Source organism: Delftia sp. 60 (genome assembly GCF_002754395.1).
Classification (GTDB): domain Bacteria; phylum Pseudomonadota; class Gammaproteobacteria; order Burkholderiales; family Burkholderiaceae_C; genus Comamonas; species Comamonas acidovorans.
The window spans coordinates 6,084,739-6,103,515 of the sequence record NZ_PEFD01000001.1 but is presented as its reverse complement, the minus strand read 5'-3'; the positions used below and the strand labels follow the sequence as shown (position 1 = coordinate 6,103,515).

The 18,777-nt window shown below is 71.0% G+C and carries 13 protein-coding genes and 1 riboswitch; of the genes, 11 read left to right on the top strand and 2 right to left on the bottom strand.

What is annotated here, in order from left to right; genetic code table 11:
• The first annotated feature begins 5 nt into the window (after positions 1–5).
• A riboswitch (cobalamin riboswitch) is annotated at positions 6–286 on the top strand.
• A 129-nt stretch (positions 287–415) separates the two neighbouring features.
• The 9 genes from CLV01_RS27375 (at position 416) to CLV01_RS27335 (ending at position 13,167) form a co-directional block, all read left to right on the top strand.
• The gene (locus CLV01_RS27375) at positions 416–2,656 is read left to right on the top strand and encodes a TonB-dependent receptor (protein ID WP_099732766.1); all 2,241 of its coding nucleotides are present in this window, start codon (positions 416–418) and stop codon (positions 2,654–2,656) included.
• A 10-nt stretch (positions 2,657–2,666) separates the two neighbouring features.
• Positions 2,667–3,608 carry an ABC transporter substrate-binding protein gene (locus tag CLV01_RS27370; protein ID WP_097201331.1) on the top strand — a complete coding sequence of 314 codons (942 nt, stop codon included), beginning with the start codon at positions 2,667–2,669 and terminating at the stop codon, positions 3,606–3,608.
• Positions 3,605–4,627 carry a FecCD family ABC transporter permease gene (locus CLV01_RS27365; RefSeq protein ID WP_065348091.1) on the top strand — a complete coding sequence of 341 codons (1,023 nt, stop codon included), beginning with the start codon at positions 3,605–3,607 and terminating at the stop codon, positions 4,625–4,627. The genes CLV01_RS27370 and CLV01_RS27365 overlap by 4 nt, the downstream gene beginning before the upstream one ends.
• A 115-nt stretch (positions 4,628–4,742) precedes the next feature.
• The gene (locus CLV01_RS27360) at positions 4,743–5,390 is read left to right on the top strand and encodes an ABC transporter ATP-binding protein (protein WP_257221534.1); all 648 of its coding nucleotides are present in this window, start codon (positions 4,743–4,745) and stop codon (positions 5,388–5,390) included.
• Between the two features lie 4 nt (positions 5,391–5,394).
• A complete protein-coding gene (locus CLV01_RS27355) occupies positions 5,395–6,417 on the top strand; it encodes an LLM class flavin-dependent oxidoreductase (RefSeq protein WP_099732768.1) in 1,023 nt (340 codons plus the stop codon).
• 27 nt (positions 6,418–6,444) lie between these two features.
• Entirely contained in the window at positions 6,445–7,494 is a 1,050-nt protein-coding gene (gene cobW / locus CLV01_RS27350) for a cobalamin biosynthesis protein CobW (protein ID WP_047327818.1), read from the top strand.
• 29 nt (positions 7,495–7,523) lie between these two features.
• A complete protein-coding gene (gene cobN / locus CLV01_RS27345; protein WP_099732769.1) occupies positions 7,524–11,354 on the top strand; it encodes a cobaltochelatase subunit CobN in 3,831 nt (1,276 codons plus the stop codon).
• Positions 11,351–12,496 carry an ATP-binding protein gene (locus tag CLV01_RS27340; RefSeq protein WP_099732770.1) on the top strand — a complete coding sequence of 382 codons (1,146 nt, stop codon included), beginning with the start codon at positions 11,351–11,353 and terminating at the stop codon, positions 12,494–12,496. The genes cobN and CLV01_RS27340 overlap by 4 nt, the downstream gene beginning before the upstream one ends.
• Before the next feature lie 209 nt (positions 12,497–12,705).
• Entirely contained in the window at positions 12,706–13,167 is a 462-nt protein-coding gene (locus CLV01_RS27335; protein WP_082848303.1) for a vWA domain-containing protein, read from the top strand.
• Between the two features lie 18 nt (positions 13,168–13,185).
• Here the strand turns inward: CLV01_RS27335 and CLV01_RS27330 are convergent, their stop codons facing one another.
• Positions 13,186–14,259, bottom strand: coding sequence for an ATP-binding protein (locus CLV01_RS27330; RefSeq protein ID WP_013800609.1), 1,074 nt, complete (start codon positions 14,257–14,259; stop codon positions 13,186–13,188).
• A 34-nt stretch (positions 14,260–14,293) separates the two neighbouring features.
• Complete coding sequence (locus CLV01_RS27325; protein WP_175403331.1) at positions 14,294–15,028, bottom strand: response regulator; 735 nt, start codon at positions 15,026–15,028, stop codon at positions 14,294–14,296.
• Between the two features lie 383 nt (positions 15,029–15,411).
• Between CLV01_RS27325 and CLV01_RS27320 the strand changes: the two genes are divergently transcribed.
• Positions 15,412–18,552 carry an efflux RND transporter permease subunit gene (locus CLV01_RS27320; protein ID WP_043823907.1) on the top strand — a complete coding sequence of 1,047 codons (3,141 nt, stop codon included), beginning with the start codon at positions 15,412–15,414 and terminating at the stop codon, positions 18,550–18,552.
• Between the two features lie 3 nt (positions 18,553–18,555).
• The gene (locus CLV01_RS29005) at positions 18,556–18,762 is read left to right on the top strand and encodes a hypothetical protein (protein ID WP_143289997.1); all 207 of its coding nucleotides are present in this window, start codon (positions 18,556–18,558) and stop codon (positions 18,760–18,762) included.
• Positions 18,763–18,777 lie beyond the last annotated feature (15 nt).

Genomic DNA, 18,777 nt, shown 5'->3' with positions numbered 1-18,777 from the left:
CGTGGCGGTGCGCTGTTGCTGAAGGTGCCCCATGCCGTTCACCGGCCAGGGGTTCAACGGGAAGCAGGTGCGCGATGCCATCGAGGTGGCCGCTCGCAATGCCTGCGCTGCCCCCGCAACGGTCAGCGGAATACAACTCCCCACGCGGACGCCCCACAAACCACGCGCCGCAAGCCACTGTGTCCTTCTCGGGCATGGGAAGGCGGGGATGCCTGCCGCAGCGCGCCCACCCTGCGCGCCGCAGCGTTCCGCAAGCCCGGATACCGGCCTTCTGCATTGCTTTCGGACGCCGCGGGAGTGCGCCTGTCCGGTCCGGCCCCAGCCTGCGCTGCCGTGGCCGGCTCCGGCGTGCGCGCTGTGCGGCGTGGTTCAGACGATAGGCCCCGCGGGTGAGTGGGGCAGTTGGGTTCAACGCATGCGCTTCGCTTCCTCGGCCGCCGATTCCTCCGGCCTTCTCTCTGTTCTCCCTCTTGTCTCCAGCCTGCGGCCCGTAGCGGCCGCCGTCCTGCTGGCCAGCTGCGCTGCAGCGGCCGGCGCCGCGCAGGAGCCGGCCTCGGGCCGATCCACGGACTCCGCCGACGATGCGCTGGACGCCGTCTTCGTGACCGCCACCGCGCGGCCCGAGGTGCGCAGCCGCATCGCGGGCACCACGCAGACCATCGACCGCGAGGCCATAGAGCGCTCCAGCGCGCGCTCGGTCACCGACCTGCTGGCCGAGAACGCCGTGGGCTTTCTCAGCGAATGGACGGCGGCCCAGACCTCGATGAACCTGCGCGGCGCCTCCACCGACGGCCAGGGGCGCGACTTCCGCAGCCAGGTGCTGGTGCTGGTCAACGGCCGGCGCGCGGGCACGGCCAACCTGTCCAAGCTCAGCCCCTCGGATGTGGAGCGCATCGAGATCGTGCGCGGCCCGTCCTCTGTGATCTATGGCAGCCAGGCCATGGGCGGGGTGGTCAACATCATCATGAAAACCGGGGCGACGGCGCCCGGCACGCGTGCCCAGGTTCAGGCCGGTTCATGGGACCTGTGGCGCACCGATGCGCAGACGGCCGGCGCCAATGACCGCTTCGACTGGTACTTCGGCGTGAGCGCAGGCGGGCGCGGCGACTACGAGTCGGGCGACGGCGGCACGCGCATGGAGAACACGGGCTGGAAGCGGCGCGGCGCCAGCGGCGCCCTGGGCTGGCAGCTGCACGAGCTGCACCGCGTGGAGCTGCAGCTGCGCACGGACGGCATCTACAACGCGGGCTTTCGCGGATCGGGCGCCAACATCTACAGCCGCGACAACCGCAGCAACCGCTCGCTGGACCTGACCTACGAAGGTGCACTGCCCGGCCAGCGCCTGAGCTGGACGACCCACCTCTACAGCCTGGTCGATACCGATGAGTTCAACTGGGCATCGCCCGTGATCCGCTCGGGCAACAGCGCGGTGCCCGGCACGGCGCGCGACTACAACCACCGCCAGCTGGACGCCACGGGCCTGCGCTTTCAGCCGCGCCTGCGTGTCAGCCAGACCAATGACCTGCTGATGGGCTTTGACTGGGAGCGCAGCAAGCTGCGCTCCGATCGCCTGCGCGTGGCCATGCCGGGCGGCCCGGCGGGCCAGGTCGCGCCCTACGACAACAACCAGACCGAGCAGGTGCACGCGCTGTACTTCGAGGACGCGCAGACCCTGTTCGACGACCGCCTGACCCTGCGTGCCGGCCTGCGCAAGACCTGGGGCACGACGCGTTTCGACGAGACGCCCAACCTGGCCCTGGCCCAGGCCAGCACGCGCGACTACGACAACCACACCTGGTCGGCCGGCGCCACCTGGAAGGCCACGGACCGGCTCACGCTGCGCGCTGCGGCCTCCACGGGTTTCCGCGCGCCCACGGCCACGGAGCTGGCTTCGGACTTCACGGCCGTCGGCGGTGGCCGCACCTTCGGCAACCCCAACCTCAAGCCCGAGACCAGCCGCCAGATCGAGGTCGGCGCCGCGCTGCAGCAGCCCGGCTGGCGCGTGGATGCGGCCCTGTTCCAGAACACCATCAGCGACCGCATCATCACCGTCTCGCGCGGGGCCACGACCAATACCTCGGACTACGCCAACAACGCGGCCGACATCGTGGCGCGCGGCCTGGAAATGCAGGCCGACATGGACCTGGCGCGGGCGCTGAACCTGACGGGCCACCAGCTCAAGGCCTGGGCTGGCGGCTACTACCACTTCAGCATGCGGGACAAGGGATCGCCAGCGTCGGCCAATACCGACAAGGTGCAGCGCATGTACCGCTATGAGGCCTCGGCCGGCGTGCGCTACGGCCAGGGCAGCGGGCGGCTGCAGGGCGACTGGAGCCTGCAGCTGTCCACGCTGCTGCGCGGTCCCATGTGGTACGACACGGAAGAGGCGCTGCTCATCCCGCAGGGCGAGCCCAGCAGCACCTTCATCCACCGCAAGGGCGCCTTCACCATCTGGAACCTGCGTGCCGACTACCGCGTGTCGCGCGGCGTCAAGCTGTTCGCAGCCGTTAACAACCTGTTCGACCTGAACCGCCATCCCATCTTCATCGCGCTGGACCGCGCGCCCTGCATCGCCAACCCGGCGTACCAGAACGGCGGCTGCGGAACGTCGATGGCCGGGCGCGAACTCATGGTCGGCCTCCAGGCAGAGTTTTGAGGACCATGGCATGAGGCAATCCAGCACCACGCGCCGCCAGTTGTTGCGCCAGGGCGCGGCGGCGGCCCTGGCCTGCGGCCTGCCCGCGGCCTGGGCCGACACCGTCGCTGCAGGCGGTCCGGTGGTGCTGCAGGATGCGCTGGGCCGGCGCGTGGAGATTGCCGCGCCGCCGCAGCGCATCGTCTCCATCTTTGCCTCCAATACCGAGCTGGTGGCCGCGCTGGGCCTGCTGGACCGCGTGGTGGGCGTGGAGGATTTCACGCGCTTTCCACCGGGCGTGGAGCGCATTCCCAAGGTGGGCGGGCGGCTGGGGTTCTCGGTGGACGCCGTGGTGGCACGCCAGCCGGACCTGGTCATCGTCACGCCCGCGCGCCAGGCGGCGCACCAGCTGGTCGATCCCATGGAGCGCATCGGCGTGCCGGTGATGGTGCTGCTCAGCCGCTCGCTGGCCGAGGTGATGGACAACCTGCGCCTGGTGGCCCGCGCCACGGGCGTGCAGGCGCGCGGCCAGGCGCTGGCCCTGGCGCAGGAAGCGCGGCTGCTGCGCGTGGACCGGCAGGTGGCCGGCCAGCCCCGGCCGCGCGCTCTCATGGTCACGGGCCGGCTGGGCAACGGCATGCTGCTGGCGGCACGCCCTGGCACCTATACCGGCGAGGCCATGGTGCGCGCGGGCGCCGCGTTCGCGCTGGACGGCCTGGGCACCGTGCCCCAGGTCTCGCCCGAAGCCGTGCTGGCCGCCGACCCCGACGTGCTGCTGTTCGCAGGCACGCAGGAGGCCATGCAGGACCTGATCGGCCAGCGCGGCTGGCGCGACCTGCGTGCCGTGCGCGGCGGCCGGGCCACCACGGTGGCGCGCGCCGAGTTCCTGATTCCCGGGCCGCGCACCTTTGGCGGCGTGGAAAAGCTCTCGCGCTGGCTGCACCCTGCGGCCTGGGCCGGGGAGGCCGCATGAATTCCCTTTCACATCCACCTGCGTGGCGCCCCTGGGCCGGTGCGGTCCTGCTGCTGCTGGCCAGCTTGCTGATCGCCGCCTGCGCAGGCCACCAGTGGGCCAGCCCGGCCGACCTGCTGGCCGCGCTGGGCGGCGAAGACAGCCTGCGCAGCCGGCTGCTGCTGCAGTGGCGCGTGCCGCGCGTGCTGGCAGCCGCCCTGGTGGGCGCGCTGCTGGGCCTGTCGGGCGCCATCTTCCAGGGCGTGTTCCGCAATCCGCTGGCCGAGCCCTATCTGCTGGGCGCCTCGGGCGGCGCGGCGCTGGGGGCGACTGTCGCCCTGCTGGTTCCCATGCATCTATTGTTCGGCCTGCCCCAGGCCTGGACGCTGCCCGTGCTGGCCTTTGCGGGCGCCTGGGGTTCGACCATGCTGGTGCTGGCCGTCTCGCGCGTGGCCGGTGCCACCGATGCGGCCGGCATGCTGCTGGCCGGCGTGGCGCTGGCGGCCGTGCTGGGCGCGCTGCGCTCGTTCCTGATGCTGGCGCTGTCCGATGAGACGGTGAGCCTGCAGGTGGTGCTCAGCTGGGTGCTGGGCGGCATACAGACGCCGTCCTGGAGCGGCCTGGGCCTGCTGGCCGGTGCCTCCCTGGCCTGCCTGGCCGGGGCCATGGCGCTGGCGCGCGGGCTGGACCTGCTGGGCCTGGGTGCCGATGCGGCCCAGGGCTTCGGCCTGGACGTGGCGCGCTTCACGCCGCTGGCCGTGCTGGCCGGCTCGCTGGTGGTGGCCGTGGCCGTGGCCTATGGCGGGCTGGTGGCCTTCGTGGGCCTGGCTGCGCCGCACATCGCGCGCTGGATGGCGGGACCGCTGCACCGCGCGGCCCTGCCGGCGTCGGCGCTCACGGGCGCCATCATCGTCACGCTGGCCGATGCCATTGCGCGCAGCGTGCTGCCGCCGGCCGAGATCCCGCTGGGCCTGGTCACGGCCGTGGCCGGCGGGCCCTTTTTCATCGTGCTGCTGGCGCGCAGGCTGAGGTCCGCATGAACGATCAAGCCATGGACGACGCCGTGCCACGCCTGCAAGCCCGGTCCCTCACGCTGCGCCATCGTGGCCGCAGCGTGCTGGACGCCGTCTCGCTGCAGCTGCCCCCTGCGGCGCCGTGGCCCTGGTGGGGCCCAATGGCGCGGGCAAGTCCAGCCTGCTGTCCCTGCTGGCGGGGCTGCAGGCGCCTGCATCCGGCAGCGTGCTGCTGGACGGGCAAGACATTGCAACCCTGCCCGTGGCCGAGCGCGCACGCCGCGTGGGCTACATGCCGCAGCGCTTTGCGCCGCACTGGGACCTGACGCTGGCCGAGCTCATGCACATGCGGCTGGCGGGCCGGGGTGATGTCGAGGCGGCCATTGCAGGCGCCGGGCTGCAGGATTTCACGCGCAGGCGCTGGTCCACGCTGTCGGGCGGCGAGCAGGCGCGTGCCCTGCTGGCCACCGTGCTGGCCATCGACCCGCCCGTGCTGCTGGCCGACGAGCCCGGCGCCGCGCTGGACGTGCGCCACCGCCTGGCCCTGGTGCAGGCGCTGGCGCAGCGCGGGCGCGAGCGGCTGGTGCTGGTGGTCATGCATGACCTGGACCTGGCGCTGGCGCACTTCGGGCGCGTCATCGTGCTGGACCAGGGGCGCATTGCGCTCGATGGAGCCCCTGCCGAGCTGCTGCATGCGCCGGGGCTGGATGCCGTGTTCGGCGTGGATTTCGAGCGCATCGACGCACCTCCGCAAACCTTGCTGCGCGCGCGGCTGAAACAGGAGAACTGACCCCATGCGCATCGATCTGGCCGGCTGGACGCGCGACGCCACGCGCGGCGACCACCGTGCATTCCTGGCGCTGTTCGAGCGCGCCGAGCGCCTGGGTTTCCAGGGCGTGTGGTTCAACGAATTCCGCGTGCCCGATACCGCCTGGCCCTATCCCTCGCCCCTGTTGCTGGCCGCCGCCGTGCTGGCGCGCACCGAGCGGCTGCGCGTGGGCACCTCGGTGCTGGTGCTGCCGCTGCACCATCCGCTGATGCTGGCCGAGGAGATTGCCCAGCTGGACCTGCAAAGCGCCGGCCGCATCGACGTGGGCGTGGGCCGGGGCACGGAGCCGGCCGCGCTGCGCGCCCTGCAGATCGATGCGGACTGCACGCGCGAACGCTTCGAGCAGTCCTGCCGCATCCTGGTGGAGGCGCTGTCCGGCAGGCCCATCGCAGCGGGGCAGGGGCCGTGGCGCTTCGAGGACCGGCCCGCCCTGCCTTCGACCGTGCAGCGTCCGCATCCTCCCTTGTATGTGGCCGGCTCCACGGCTGAGACCCTGGGCTTTGCCTTCGATCAGAATCTGCCCCTGCTGCTGAGCCTGGAGCCGCCCGAAGGCACGCAGCTGGAGCGCCTGGAGGCCGCTGCACGAGAGCGCGGGCGCGATGCCGCCGCGCTGCGTGCGCGCTCATCGCTGGCGCGCTATGTCTGCATCGGTGCCGATGAGGCCGCCGTGCAGGCCCAGCTGGCCACGCTGTGGCCGCAGCTGTACCAGCGGCGCGTGTACTTTGCGGGCAAGCGCGGCGTGCCGGCCGACCAGGTGCTGCCCATCGATGTGCCGCGCGTGCTGGCCGAGCAATTCATCCATGGCACGCCCGAACAGTGCCATGCGCAGATCACCGCCTTGCGCGAGCGCACGGGCATTGGCCAGCTGCGCTGCGTCTTCAACGCCAACGGCCTGTGGAGCGATGCCCAGGCCCTCGCCGGCATGGAACTGTTTGCGCAGGAGGTTCTCCCTTCATTGCGCAGCGCCGTGCCTTTCGCCACCGTCTGACTTCCTCTTTTTTCTGGAGAACCTTCCATGCAAACCGCCAAGATTCCCGCCACCATCGTCACCGGCTTCCTGGGCAGCGGCAAGACCACGCTGCTGCGCCACATCCTGGACAACGCGGGCGGCCGGCGCATTGCCGTCATCGTCAACGAGTTCGGCGAGCTGGGCATCGACGGCGAGATCCTCAAGGGCTGCGGCATCGGCTGCGACGACGACGGCAACGAGCGCGAAGGCGCGCTGTACGAGCTGGCCAACGGCTGCATGTGCTGCACGGTGCAGGAAGAGTTCTTCCCCGTGATGCGCGCGCTGGCCGAGCGCCGCGACCAGATCGACGCCGTGATCATCGAGACCTCGGGCCTGGCCCTGCCCAAGCCCCTGGTCCAGGCCTTCCAGTGGCCCGAGATCGCCAACGTGTTCACCGTGGACGCGGTGGTCACCGTGGTGGATACGCCGGCGGCCGCCAGCGGCCAGTTCGCCGCCAATCCCCAGGCCGTGGACGAGCTGCGCCGTGCCGACCCCAACCTGGACCATGAATCGCCGCTGCACGAACTCTTCGAGGACCAGCTGGGCGCGGCCGACCTGGTGGTGCTCAACAAGACCGACCTGGCCGATGCCGAGGCCCTGGCGCGCGTGACCGCCCTGGTGCGCGAGGAGCTGCCGCCCGAGGTCAAGATCGTGCAATCGTCCCAGGGCCGCCTGCCGCTGGACGTGGTGCTGGGCCTGGCCAAGGCGGCCGAGACCACCATCGACCAGCGAGTGAGCCACCATGACCACGACGAGGACCATGACCACGACGACTTCGACTCCTACGTGATCGACCTGCCCGCCGTGGACCGCGACCGCCTGCTGGCCGCGCTGGAGACGCTGGTGGAGCAGCACAGCATCCTGCGCGTCAAGGGCTTTGCCGAGATCCCGGGCAAGCCCATGCGCTGGCTGCTGCAGGGCGTGGGCCGCCGCTTCGACCACCACTTCGACCGCGCCTGGCGCGAGGGCGAGGCACGCGGCACGCGCCTGGTGTTCATCGGGCAAGACCTTGACGAAGCAGCGCTGCGCAAGGGCCTGGAGAATGTGGCCGCCTGACCTTCCGATTCCGCACTGAAACCTGTTCCATGCACCTGCTGTCCACGCGCCCCGGCGGCTTTGTCGAGGACGAGAGCATCGTCACCCGCCTCGACCAGACGCCGGCCGACATCGTCATCCTGAGCTCGGCCGACACCACGCTGGCCCTGCTGTCCTCGGCCGTGGCCGCGCTTGCCGGGGCGTCGGCGGACTTTCCCTCGGTGCGGCTGGCCAATCTGCTGTACCTGCGCCAGCCGGCCTCGCTGGACCTGTATGTGGACGAGGTGCTGCGCCATGCGCGCGTGGTCATCGTGGACCACCTGGGCTCGGAATCGGCCTGGCCCTACGGCATCGAGCAGATCGGCTCGCTGGCGCGCCGCAAGGGCCAGCGCCTGGCCATGTTCTCGGGTGACCTGCAGGAAGACCCGCACCTGCTGGCGCGCAGCACGCTGCCGGCCGCCGCCTGCCGCCAGCTGTGGCAGTACCTGCGCTCGGGCGGCGCGGCCAATGCGCGCGAATTCCTCAAGGCCACCGTCTACCACGGGCTGGACCGGGGCGATGCGCCGCTGCCGCCGCGCACCCTGCCGCAGGCGGCTGTCCACGTTCCCCCGGCGCTCTTCGCTGCCAGGAGCCATGCCCAGGTCCAGGCCCAGGTCCATGCCCATGACGTGGCCGGCATCGACGACCTGCAGCGCGCCTGGACGCCGGGCGCGCCCACGGTGGCCCTGGTGTTCTACCGCTCCCACCTGCTGGCGGGCAACACGGCGGCCTTCGACGCCATGGCCCTGTCGCTGCAGCAGCGCGGCATGAACCCGCTGCCCGTGGCGCTGGACTCGCTCAAGGACCCGCTGTGCCTGGCCACGCTGCGCCAGCTCTGCGAAGACCATGCCGTGCAGCTGGTGCTCAACACCACGGCGTTCTCGGCCCTGGAATCGGGCACGGCCCTGGCTGGCGATGCGCCCGTGCTGCAGGTGATCGCCAGCGGCGGCAACCGCGAGGACTGGTGGGCCGACAGCCAGGGCCTGCGCCCGCGCGACATCGCCATGCAGGTGGTGCTGCCCGAGATGGATGGCCGCATCATCACGCGCGCCATCAGCTTCAAGGGCCTGTCCCACCGCTGCGCCTTCACCCAGGCCGACGTGGTGGCCTACCAGCCCGAGCCCGACCGCGTGGACTTCGTGGCCGACCTGGCCTGGCGCTGGTGCCGCCTGCGCAGCCTGCCCGCGCGCGACAAGCGCCTGGCCCTGGTGCTGGCCAACTATCCGGGCAGCGAAGGCCGCATCGGCAGCGGCGTGGGGCTGGATACGCCGGCCTCGGTGATCGCCATCCTGCAGCACCTGGCGGCCGAAGGGCATGAGCTGGGCGACCCCGCGCAGCTGCCCGCCGATGGCCAGGCGCTGATGCACACCCTGCAGCAGGGCATTGCCAACGACCCGGCCCAGTGGCCGCTGCGCCCGGCCTGGCAAAGCTATGCGCTGGACGAGTACCTGGCGCGCCTGGCCGCGCTGCCGGACGGCATGGCCGACGCCATCACGGCGCGCTGGGGCGCGCCCGAGGCCGACCCGCTGCTGCGCCAGGGCCGATTCATGATCGCGGGCCTGCGCCTGGGCCATGTCTTTGTCGGCATACAGCCGGCGCGTGCATTGGTCGGTAAAGGCATGGGCGCGCAGGACTATGCGAGCTACCACGATGCCGAACTGGTGCCGCCCCACGGCTACCTGGCCTTCTACTTCTGGCTGCGCGACCGCTTTGCCGTGGACGCCATGGTCCACGTGGGCAAGCATGGCAACCTCGAATGGCTGCCGGGCAAGAGCCTGGCGCTGTCGGGCGCGTGCTGGCCCGATGCCATCCTGGGCCCGCTGCCGCACCTGTACCCCTTCATCGTCAACGATCCCGGCGAAGGCGCCCAGGCCAAGCGCCGCAGCCAGGCCGTGATCATCGACCACCTGATGCCGCCGCTGACGCGCGCCGAAAACCACGGCCCGCTGCAGGACCTGGAGCGCCTGGTGGACGAGTACTACGACGCGTTGCTGGTCGATGCGCGGCGCGGCGCGCTGCTGCGCCGCCAGATCCTGGACATCGTGCGCCGCCAGCACCTGGACCAGGAGCTGGACCTGGCGCCCGGTGCCGCGCAGGACGACGATGCCGTGCTCGAACGCATAGACGCCTACCTGTGCGAGCTCAAGGAAACCCAGATCCGCGACGGCCTGCATGTCTTCGGCGCCTCGCCGCAAGGGCGCCAGCGCCGCGACACGCTGCTGGCGCTGGCGCGTTTTCCGTCGGACGAAGGCCAGGGCCTGATACAGGCGCTGGCCGCCGACCTGCTGGACAGCCCCGGGTTCGACCCGCTGCGCATGGAGCCCGCACGCCCCTGGGCCGGCGCGCGCCCCGCCGCACTGCAGGCCGTGAGCGACGAGCCCTGGCGCCATGAAGGCGACACGCGCGAGCGCCTGGAGCTGCTGGCCCAGCAACTGCTGGAAGGTGAGGCCCCGGCCGGTGACTGGCCGCAGACGCGCGCCGCGCTGGAACAGGTGCATGCCGTACTGGCGCCCGCGCTGGACGCCTGCGGCGGCGAGGAACTGCGCCAGCTGCTGCGCGGCCTGCAGGGCCGCTTCGTGCCGCCCGGGCCCAGCGGATCGCCCTCGCGCGGGCGGCCCGACGTGCTGCCCACGGGGCGCAATTTCTACACGCTGGACACGCGCGCCATTCCCACCCAGGCTGCCTGGGAGCTGGGCCAGCAGGCCACGCTCAGGCTGCTGGAGCGCTATCTGCAGGAGCATGGCGAGTACCCGCGCACCCTGGGCCTGTCGGTCTGGGGCACGGCCACCATGCGCACGGGCGGCGACGACATCGCCCAGGCCTTTGCGCTGATCGGGGTGCGCCCCAAATGGGCGCCCGGCAGCCAGCGCGTGGTGGACTTCGAGGTGGTGCCGCGCGTGGGCATGGGCCGGCCGCGCGTGGATGTGACGCTGCGCATCTCGGGCTTTTTCCGCGATGCCTTCCCGGGCGCCGTGCAGATGTTCGACGCGGCCGTGCAGGCCGTGGCCGCGCTGGACGAGGACGCCGAGGACAACCCCATACGCGCGCGCATCCTGGCCGAGGCCGAGCAGCTGCAGGCGCAGGGCATGGACGCCGTGCAGGCCCGCCTGCAGGCCGGCTGGCGCGTGTTCGGCGCGCCGCCCGGCCACTATGGATCGGGCCTGGGCGGACTGTTCCAGAGCGGTGATTGGCAGGGCGATGCCGACCTGGCCCAGGCCTACCTGGGCTGGAGCCAGCACGCCTACGGCCAGGACGCCGAGGGCGTGCCCGCAGGCGATGCGCTGCGCCGCCGCCTGGGCGAGCTCGACGTGGTGGCCCACAACCAGGACAGCCGCGAGCACGACATCCTCGACTCGGGCGACTACTTCCAGTTCCAGGGCGGCATGGCCTCGGCCGTGCGCCACCTCTCGGGCCGCCAGCCCGCGCTCTACCATGGCGACCACGCCAACCCGGCCCAGCCGCGCGTGCGCTCGCTCAAGGAAGAGATTGCGCGCGTGGTGCGCTCGCGCGTCACCAATCCCAAGTGGATGGACGGCGCCAAGCGCCACGGCTACAAGGGCGCCTTCGAGATGGCGGCCACGGTGGACTATCTCTTCGGCTTCGACGCCACCACGCAGCAGGTGGGCGACCACCAGTACGCCCTGGTGGCCGACGCCTATGTGCTGGATGCGGCCACGCGCGACTTTCTCGTGCAGCACAATCCGCAGGCCCTGCGCGACATGCTGGAGCGCCTGCTCGAAGCCATGCAGCGCGGCCTGTGGGAGCAGCCCGGCGACTATCGCCAGCAGCTGGAAGACCTGCTGCTGGAACATGAAAACCATCTCGAAGGACTGCGCGGATGACCGCCTCCCCTGACCTGGGCAGCGGCGCCCAGCCCGCGCTGCCGCCGCTGTTTCCCTTTGCCGCCATCGCGGGCCAGCCCCTGCTGTGCCAGGCGCTGCTGCTGGCCGCCATCGACCCGCAACTGGGCGGCGTGCTGATCGAGGGGCCGCGCGGCACGGCCAAGTCCACGGCCGCGCGCGCGCTGGCCGAGCTCATCGATGCCGCGCCCTTCGTCACGCTGCCGCTGGGCGCCTCGCTGGAGCATCTGGCCGGCTCGCTGGACCTGGGCCAGGCCATGGCCGGCCATGCACTCAAATTCGCGCCCGGCCTGCTGGCGCGCGCCCATGGCGGCGTGCTCTATGTGGACGAGATCAACCTGCTGCCCGATGCCCTGGTCGATGTGCTGCTGGATGCCGCCGCCAGCGGCGTCAACGTGGTCGAGCGCGACGGCATCTCGCACCGCCACGCGGCGCGCTTCGTGCTGGTGGGCACCATGAACCCCGAGGAAGGCCAGCTGCGCCCGCAGCTGCTGGACCGCCTGGGCCTGTGCGTGCGCCTGGCCAATGTGGAGGATGCGGCCCAGCGCCAGGCCATCGTGCGCGCGCGGCTGCTGTTCGATGCCGACCCGGCCGCCTTCCGCGCCCGCCATGCAGACGCCCAGGCCGCGCTGGCAGCCCAGCTGCGCACGGCACGCGAGCGCCTGCAGCCGGCCGGCGCGCTGCCCTGGTCCGACGCGGTGCTGCAGGCCGCAGGCGCGCTGTGCATTGCCGCCCAGGTGGACGGCCTGCGCGCCGACCTGGTGCTCCTGCGCGCCGCCCGCGCCTGGGCCGCCTGGCTGGGCGATGCCGAGGTCACGCCCGACCATGTGCAGGCCGTGGCCGAGCTGGTGCTGGTGCACCGCCGCAAGCCGGGGGCGCCGCAGCCGCAGCAGCCGCAGCAGCCATCCCCACAGCAGGCGCCATCGAATCCGCCTTCGCAGTCGCCGGCACAAAGCCGGCCGCCTGCGGAATCCACGGCCAACGGCGCAGGCGACAGCCCGCCCTCCGAGGCCGACTGGGGCGCCATGCCGCCCGAGCCCGTGGGCCTGCTGCGTGTCGCCGTGCCCTCATTGCTGGCCCGCGAGGCCGCAAAGGCGGGAGCGCCCGCCACAAAAAAAGCCTGAGCCCCCGCGGCCCCGCGCCACAGGCAAGGGCTGCGGGGGCGGGCCAGCAGGCCGCCAGCCAGCCCCGGCTGGCCCAGGCGCAAGGCGGGCAGGCCACCGGCAGCTGGGACTGGCCGCGCACGCTGGCCGCGCGCGGCGCCCAGGCGCTGGCGCCCGAACATCTGCAGCGCCGCCGTGAGCCGCCGCAGGCCACGCGGCTGCATTGCTTTGTGCTCGATTGCTCGGCCTCCATGGCCGGCAGCGGCGCACTGGCGCGGGCCAAGGGCGTGCTGCTGTCGCTGATGGAAGAGGCCTACCGCCGCCGCGAGCAGGTGGCGCTGATCTGCTTTGCGGGCACGCGCGTGGAATTGCGCCTGCCGCCGCGCAAGGCTGCGGCCTGGAATGACGACTGGATCGCTCCCATTGGCGGGGGCGGCGGCACGCCGCTGCAGGCGGCCGTGGAACAGGCGGGCCAGTTGCTGCAGCGCCATTGCGGCGCAGACGCCTCCTGCCAGGGCTGGCTGTGGCTGCTTACCGACGGCCGCACGCGCGAGCGGCCTGCGCGGCCTGCGGCGGCGCAGGAGGCGGGCATCGTGGACTTTGAATCGGGCCGCGTGCGCCTGGGCCGGGCCGCTGCGCTGGCCGCCGCCTGGGACGCACGCCATGTGCGGGCCGATGATTTCGCAGGCTGATCTGCGGCTCTGACGAGGTCAGGCCGGCCAGCTCAGCTCGAACAGCGCGCCGCCACGCTCGCCCGGCAGGCACTGCGCCCGCCCGCCATGGGCCTGGGCAATGGCCTGCACCACGGCCAGGCCCAGTCCGCTGCCGTTGCCTGCTCCCACGCTGGCATTCCTTCGGCTGCGGGCGCCTTCACCGCGCTGGAAAGCGTCGAAGATGCGCGGCGCAAGGTCGGCCGCCACGCCGGGGCCGCTGTCTTCCACGCGCACGGTGCACAGGCCGTGGCGCACGCGCGCGGCCACCAGCAGCGGGCCCGGCTGGGCATATTGCATGGCGTTTTCCAGCAGGGCCAGCAGGGCCTGGCGTATGCGCACGGGGTCGCAGACCACGGGCTGGTCGTCGAGCTCCATCGCCAGCTGCAGGCCCGCCTGCTCCAGCGCCGGTCCCACGGCCAGGGCCACCGAGCGCACCTCGCCGGCCAGGCAGGTCTGGCGCAGCTGCAGTTGCAGATGGCCGTTTTCCTGCAGGCCCAGCAGGCGCAGGTCGTCGATCAGGCGGGTCAGCCCCTCGACCTGGGTCATCAGGCTGGCCAGCATGTCCTTGCTGGGCAGGAAGACGCCATCGGACAGGCCCTGCAGCCGCCCGCTGAGGATGGTCACGGGCGTGCGCAGCTCATGGGCGATGGCCGCGCTCCAGAAGGCGCGCTCCTGCGCCATGCCTTCCAGGCGCCGGGCCAGGCTGTTGAAGTCGTGCACCAGCTGCGCGGCCTCGTGCAGCGCGCTGTCGTCCGTGCTGGCGCGCGCCGACAGGTCGCCCTCGGCCAGCTGGCGCAGGCTGATGGCCACCGAGTCCAGCGAGGGCAGGATGCGCCGCGACAGCCGCGTGGCCACGAAGATGGCGATCAGCATGGCCACCACCAGGGTCAGCAGCACCCAGGCCAGCTCCACGCTGGAGGGCATCCAGCCGTCGGAGACACTGGCCGGGTGAAAGGTCAGCAGCAGCGCATAGAAGGCGTACGAGCCCAGCACGCACAGCACCACCACGGCCAGCGTGACGGCCGACATGGTCAGCACCACCTGCCGGCGCAGCCCGGCCGCTGCGCTCATGACGGCACTCCCCGGCCTGCGGCCTGTGCGGCGCTCATGGGTCCATCCCCAGCCGGTAGCCCACGCTGCGCACGCTGTCGGGCATGCCCTGCAGGCCCAGGCCTTCGAGTTTCTTGCGCAGCTTGCTGATGTGGCTGTCCACGGTGCGCTCCAGCGTGTGGCCTTCGGGCAGGCAGCTCAGCAGCAGCTCGGCGCGGCTGAACACGCGTCGGGGCGAACGCACCAGGCTGGCCAGCAGGTTGAATTCGGTCACGGTGAGTTCGGGCACATGCGTGGCGCCCTGCACCTGCACGCTGACCTCGCGGCTGTCCAGGTCCACGCGAAAGGGGCCGGCCTGCAGCAGCTTGGTATCGCGGCGCTGGGCCTGGCCGCAGCGGCGCAGCACGGCCTGCACGCGCGCCACGACCTCGGCCGCGTTGAAGGGCTTGCCCACGTAGTCGTCCGCGCCAATGCGCAGGCCGATGAGCTTGTCCACGTCCTGGTTGAGGGCGGTGAGCATGATGACGGGCGTGTCGCCGCGCCGGCGGATTTCGGACAGCACCTGCCAGCCGTCGAGGCGTGGCATCTGCACGTCGAGAAGAACGAGATCGGGTTTCAAGTGGTGGTGCAGTTCAAGGGCCTGCTGGCCATCGGCGGCATGCACGGTGCGCAGGTCGCTGCGGGCCAGGTAGGCGCACAGGATGTCTGCGATCTCGGGCTCGTCCTCGGCGACGAGGATGAGCGATGTCGATGGCTGGAAAGGCAAGGGCTGGGCAATGATAGAAGCCATTTTGGGGTCGCGGCGGGGGCTGTGTTCATCTCCATCGTTCTTCCACATTTCCCGGGCCGAAATGCCATCGAAAGAACGCAAGCTGTTTCCCTGTGCCGCCGCAATTGGCCGGCATGCGAAACAAATCCCTGAATATGAAGTCACAGCGGCAATGCCGTATGAGCGGGTGGGAGAGCTGTTAGCTTTGCAGCGGCTCCATGGATGAATGGCCCTGGCGGCAACACGCCGCAGGCCGAAGCCGCACCGGCAGGAGTTTCCTCCATCCCCATGCCTCCTGGCAATCTGGATTTGCATCCGGATGGCCCCTCAGATGTGTCGGCGCCAGGCGCCGTATTTTTTCCGCAGCGCGCCCTGGCGTGCATTGAAAACCAGACCTCGCGTCCATGCCACAGTTCTTCATTCACCGGCCCGTCTTTGCCTGGGTCATCGCGTTGTTCATCGTGCTGCTGGGCGTGCTTGCCATTCCGCAATTGCCGATCTCGCGCTATCCCACGGTGGCGCCGCCCACGGTGAGCCTGTATGCCACCTATCCGGGCGCCACGCCCAAGACGCTCAATGACTCCGTGGTCTCGCTGATCGAGCGCGAGCTGTCCAGCGTCCGCCACCTGCTGTACTTCGAGTCCTCGGTGGACACCTCGGGCTCGGCCGAGATCAAGGCCACCTTCAAGCCCGGCACCAACCCCGAGCTGGCCCAGGTGGATGTGCAAAACCGCATCAAGGCCGTGGAGCCGCGCCTGCCGCAGGCCGTGCGCCAGAACGGCCTGCAGGTGGAGTCGGCCACGTCGAGCTTTCTGCTGCTGGTGGGCCTGATCTCGCCGGGCGGCGAGTTCGACGAGCTGGCACTCAATGACTACATGGCGCGCAATATCGTCGAGGAGCTGCGGCGCATCGAGGGCGTGGGCCGCGTGCAGCTGTTCGGCACCGAGCGCGCCATGCGCGTCTGGGTCGATCCGGCCAAGCTGATCTCCTACGGGCTGTCCATGGGCGACCTCACCCAGGCCATCCAGCAGCAGAACATGCAGATCGCCCCGGGCCGTGTGGGCGATGCGCCCATCGCCCCGGGCCAGCGCGTGACCACGCCGCTCACCGTGCAGGGCCAGCTGACCTCGCCCGAGCAGTTCGCGGCCATCGTGCTGCGCGCCCATGCCGACGGCTCCCGCCTGGTGCTGGGCGACGTGGCGCGCGTGGAGCTGGGTGCGCAGTCCTATGCCTTCTCCAACCGCGAGGATGGCAAGCCCGCCACCAGCGCCGCCGTGCAGCTGTCGCCGGGCGCCAATGCCGTGCGCACGGCCGCCGCCGTGCAAAAGCGCATGGCCGAGCTGGCCTCCATCCTGCCGAGGGGCATGGAGCACACCATCTCGTTCAATACCGCGCCCTTCGTCAAGATCTCCATCGAGAAGGTGGTGCAGACCCTGGTCGAGGCCATGGTGCTGGTCTTCCTGGTGATGTACCTGTTCCTGCAGAACCTGCGCTACACGCTGATCCCGGCCATCGTGGCGCCCGTGGCGCTGCTGGGCACCTTCGCCGTGATGCTGGTGGCGGGCTTTTCCATCAACGTGCTGACCATGTTCGGCATGGTGCTGGCCATCGGCATCATCGTGGACGACGCCATCGTCGTGGTCGAGAACGTGGAGCGCCTCATGGCCGAGGAAGGCCTGTCGCCGCGCGATGCCACGCTCAAGGCCATGAAGGAGATCACGGGCGCCATCATCGGCATCACCCTGGTGCTGACGGCGGTGTTCATTCCCATGGCGTTCGCCAGCGGATCGGTGGGCGTGATCTACCAGCAGTTCACGCTGTCCATGGCCGTGTCCATCCTGTTCTCGGCCTTCCTGGCCCTGAGCCTGACACCGGCGCTGTGCGCCACCTTGCTCAAGCCGGTGGCGGCGGGCCACCATGAGAAGAAGGGCTTCTTCGGCTGGTTCAACCGCGGCTTCGAGCGGCTGACGAACCGCTACGAGGCCCATGTCACGGGCCTGGTCCGGCGCACGGGCCGCATGATGCTGCTGTTCGCGGCCATCGTGGCCATCCTGGTGTTTGCGCTGCGCCAGCTGCCCTCGGCCTTTCTGCCCGAGGAGGACCAGGGCTACTTCATGGCGTCCATCCAGCTGCCGGCCGATGCCACGGCCGAGCGCACGCTGGACGTGGTCAAGCGCTATGAGGAGCATGTGGCGCAGCGCCCCGGCATCGCCTCCAGCATCTCGGTGCTGGGCTTCAGCTTCGCGGGCTCGGGCCCGAACGCGGCCATGGCCTTCACCACGCTCAAGGACTGGGACCAGCGCAACGGCGCCACGGCGGGCGAGGAGGTCTCGCTCGCGCAAAAGGCCATGGAGCATGCGCCCGAGGGCGCCATCATGGTGCTGCAGCCCCCGGCCATCGACGAGCTGGGCACCTCCTCGGGCTTCACCATGTACCTGCAGGACCGCACGGGCCAGGGCCATGCCGCGCTCAAGTCGGCCACCGACCAGTTGCTGGCGCTGGCCGGCAGCAGCAGCGTGCTGGGCTCGGCCTACCAGGACAGCCTGCCTTCGGGCACCAGCGTGCGGCTGGAGATCGACCGCCAGAAGGCCCAGGCCCTGGGCGTGGGCTTTGCCGCCATCAGCGAGACGCTGTCCACGGCCATGGGCTCGCTGTACGTCAACGACTTCCCCAACGCCGGACGCATGCAGCAGGTCATCGTGCAGGCCGACGCGCCCGCGCGCATGCAGGTCGATGACGTGCTCCGGCTGAACGTGCGCAATGCCTCGGGCGGCATGGTGCCGCTGGCCGAGTTCGCCACGCCAGTGTGGTCGGAGACGCCGCTGCAGCTGGTGCGCTACCAGGGCTTCCTGGCGTCGCGCATCTCGGGCACGCCTGCGCCCGGCACGTCCAGCGGCGCGGCCATGGCCGAGATGGAGCGGCTGGCGGCCCAGCTGCCGCCCGGCTTTGCCGTGGCCTGGACCGGCCAGTCGCTGCAGGAGCGCCAGTCGGCCGCGCAGGCGCCGCTGCTCATGGCCCTGTCCATGCTGGTGGTCTTCCTGGTGCTGGCCGCGCTGTACGAGAGCTGGTCCATCCCGCTGTCGGTGATGCTGGTCGTGCCCCTGGGCCTGCTGGGCGCCGTGGCGGCCGTGCTGCTGCGCGGCATGCCCAACGATGTGTTCTTCAAGGTGGGGCTGATTACCATCATCGGCCTGTCGGCCAAGAACGCCATCCTGATCGTGGAGTTCGCCAAGCAACTGCGCGAGGAAGGCCAGGACCTGCGCGAGGCCGCCATCAAGGCCGCACGCCTGCGGCTGCGGCCCATCCTCATGACCTCGCTGGCCTTTGCGCTGGGCGTGGTGCCGCTGATGCTGGCATCGGGCGCCAGCGCCGAGACCCAGCACGCCATCGGCACGGGCGTGTTCGGCGGCATGGTCAGCGGCACGGTGCTGGCCGTGTTCTTCGTGCCCGTCTTCTTCGTCTTCGTCCTTGAATGGCAGCGGCGCATCGCCGGGCCGCGCGGCAGCGCGCGCCGGCCGCCGCCTGCTGCCGACCCCGGAACCTGAACCATGCCTTTCTGGATCGCGCTCAACGCCCTGTGCTTTCAGGGCCGCCCGCCGGCACAGTCTTTGAATCCCTGTGCGCCACCGGCGCCTGCGAACCCGGCCCGGCAGACCGGCTCCGCCGGCTCCACCGGTTCCGGGCCGCCAGCGGAGCAGGCCGGCGCCTTCGCACGCGGCGCCGGTGCCACGGTGGCCGGCACGAACGGCCCATGATTTCTATAATGGCGG